This is a genomic window from Arachidicoccus sp. (assembly GCF_050436765.1).
Classification (GTDB): Bacteria; Bacteroidota; Bacteroidia; order Chitinophagales; family Chitinophagaceae; genus Arachidicoccus.
In genome coordinates this window covers 1-2,316 of record NZ_JBNQGD010000034.1, presented here as the reverse complement: position 1 = coordinate 2,316, position 2,316 = coordinate 1, and the positions used below count along the sequence as shown (strand labels likewise).

The following is a 2,316-nucleotide window of genomic DNA, read 5'->3' as shown; positions in this document are numbered from 1 at the left end:
GATTCAGTAAAGGTAAATAAAAAATTAGCTGACACAGTTTATATTACACTCCCAAGACAGAAGTCTTTATCCAAATTTCAAAAATCAGAACACAGTTAACTGATAAAAGGATTCTTCAGTTAAATATTTATTAGCCAATTCTTGTAATTCTTCTGGTGTAACCGTCCTAATAACATGCAGGCTTTGATAAAAAAAGCCATCATCCAAACCATTTAAAATATAATTTTTCCAACGGCCGATTATTTGAAAAGGTCCATCTAAACTACCCAATACACTTCCTACCATATAGTTTCTTACCAGATGTAGTTCTTCCTCATCAATGAGTTCTTCCCGTATTTTTTTTGCTTCTTTCCATACCTCTTCTATGGTTGCCTGACAAACATCTTTTCCCGCTTCTGTAGATATAATAAAGGCACTTTCATTCACATGACTCTGAACAAAGCTATGAATGCCATAAGTGTAGCCTTTTTCTTCCCGAATATTACTCATCAATCGGGAACCAAAATAGCCGCCAAAAACTGTATTTAATACCTGCATCTTAGGCCAATCTTCTGAATGTCTGTTGGGGAATGGCCTACCTAAACGAATAGCGCCTTGCACACTCTTCTCGTCGTTGAATATAGTATAATTTTTCTCGCTAGCAGGTTGGCGCGTATAATTAATAGCAGATGAATTTCTATTATTTACAAAAGGTAAAGCACCAAAATTCTGATTGAGTAGCTGATCAATACCGGCGGGTAATTTTCCGGCGACAAAAATTTTGCAATCGCCATTCGTGTATTTTTCCCTATAAAAATGATTCAGATCTTCTCTATCAATAGCATTTAAAGCCTCTAAGGAAGTAAATTTACCATAAGGATGATTTTCGCCATATAAATAAACGTCAATCAAACGATTGGCTATAAAATCACCTTTTTGCAGGCTCATAGTCAAGCGTTGCTTTTGATTTTGTAAATAAATAGATAATTCCATTTCTGGGAAAATGCTTTCTGTAATTAATTCAGCTATCTTAGGAAGCAATACGGCTAAGTGCTTCGATAAACAGCTTAAACTGATAATTGCTGTTTCATTACTACATCCTGCACCCAAATAAGCTCCATAAAAATCAAAAAATTCGCTTATTTCAAAAGATGAGCGTGTTTTTGTACCATTTTTAATCAAATGATTGGTGGCAGAAGCTATTAGGTTTTTAGCCTCATAGCAATTACCTGCATTAAATACCCATTCAATAGAAGCCACCTCTTCTGCACCTGCATTTATCATATATACCGGTGTATGGTTGTCTAATAAAAAATGTTCGTATTTCTTTAGTTTTAAATCAAAATTCACTGAGTCCAAGATTGGAGGCGGTACTTTTCTGTCTAACATCCTTAAAAATTTATGTTTTGCGATTTAATATCGCGTATATCAGTTATTTATTACAATTCGCTATAATAACGCAAAGTATTGCAATTAGTTTCTTTAAAAATTTCTTTTGCTGTCATTGCAATATCATTCAATGTTACATTTTGATAATGTGCTAATTCGCTGTTCATTAAACTTGCATCGCCCAATAATTCATAAAGAGCCAAGCTATTTGCACGATTCAAAACACTCATATCTTCAAAAGCAATCATACTTTCAGTTTTGTTAATTACTTTATCTAACTCTTTTTGTGTAATGTTTTCTTTCAGCAGAAGCTGCACTTGTCTATCCACGGCAACTTCTGCATCTTCCATTTTTATGCCTTTGCTCAACTTTCCTTCTATAACCACTAAGCCATTATCAATAGTGCCCATATGATAACAAGAAATATTTGAAAACAATTGCTGCTCCTTTACCAAACTTTGATACAACCTGGAAGAAGGCCCGTTGCCAAAAACGTCTGTAATTAAATCAGTAGCATAATAGCTTTCATCTAATCTCGCACCCATATGCCAGGTTTTATATAACGCATCAACAGGCACTTTTGCTTTTACCTCCAGATAGCGCGGTGCAAGTTGTTCTGGCTCTTTTGGAATATTACGCCTGTATTTTTCACCAGCAGGAATCGGACCAAACCATTTTTCAGCCAACTCTTTCATTTTAGCAGTTCGCACATTTCCAGCCACAACCAAAATTGCATTAGAAGGCGTGTAATGTTTAAAGAAAAATTTCTTAACATCTTCCAATGTGGCATCTTCCACATGACGTAGTTCTTTGCCAATAGTCATCCAGCGATAAGGATGAACAGTATAAGCTAGTTCGCGGAGTTTATGCCAAACGTCACCATAAGGCTTGTTGATATAATGCTCCTTGAACTCCTCGCAAACAACTTTACGTTGCACCTCCAAACTG

2 protein-coding genes are annotated in these 2,316 nt (G+C 35.5%); both read right to left on the bottom strand.

Features of this window, described 5'->3' with window-relative positions; genetic code table 11:
• Nucleotides 1–84 precede the first annotated feature (84 nt).
• Nucleotides 85–1,368: a M16 family metallopeptidase gene (locus tag ACQR30_RS01290; RefSeq protein ID WP_429730153.1), complete on the bottom strand. Its 1,284-nt coding sequence runs from the start codon at nucleotides 1,366–1,368 to the stop codon at nucleotides 85–87.
• Between the two features lie 50 nt (nucleotides 1,369–1,418).
• On the bottom strand, nucleotides 1,419–2,316 hold an 898-nt coding region (locus tag ACQR30_RS01285), incomplete at its 5' end, for a M16 family metallopeptidase (RefSeq protein ID WP_429730150.1).

What these genes read in the sequence shown, in the direction of transcription:
- ACQR30_RS01290 (WP_429730153.1), bottom strand. Translation starts at nt 1,368, where the DNA reads ATGTTAGACAGAAAAGTACCGCCTCCAATCTTGGACTCAGTGAATTTT.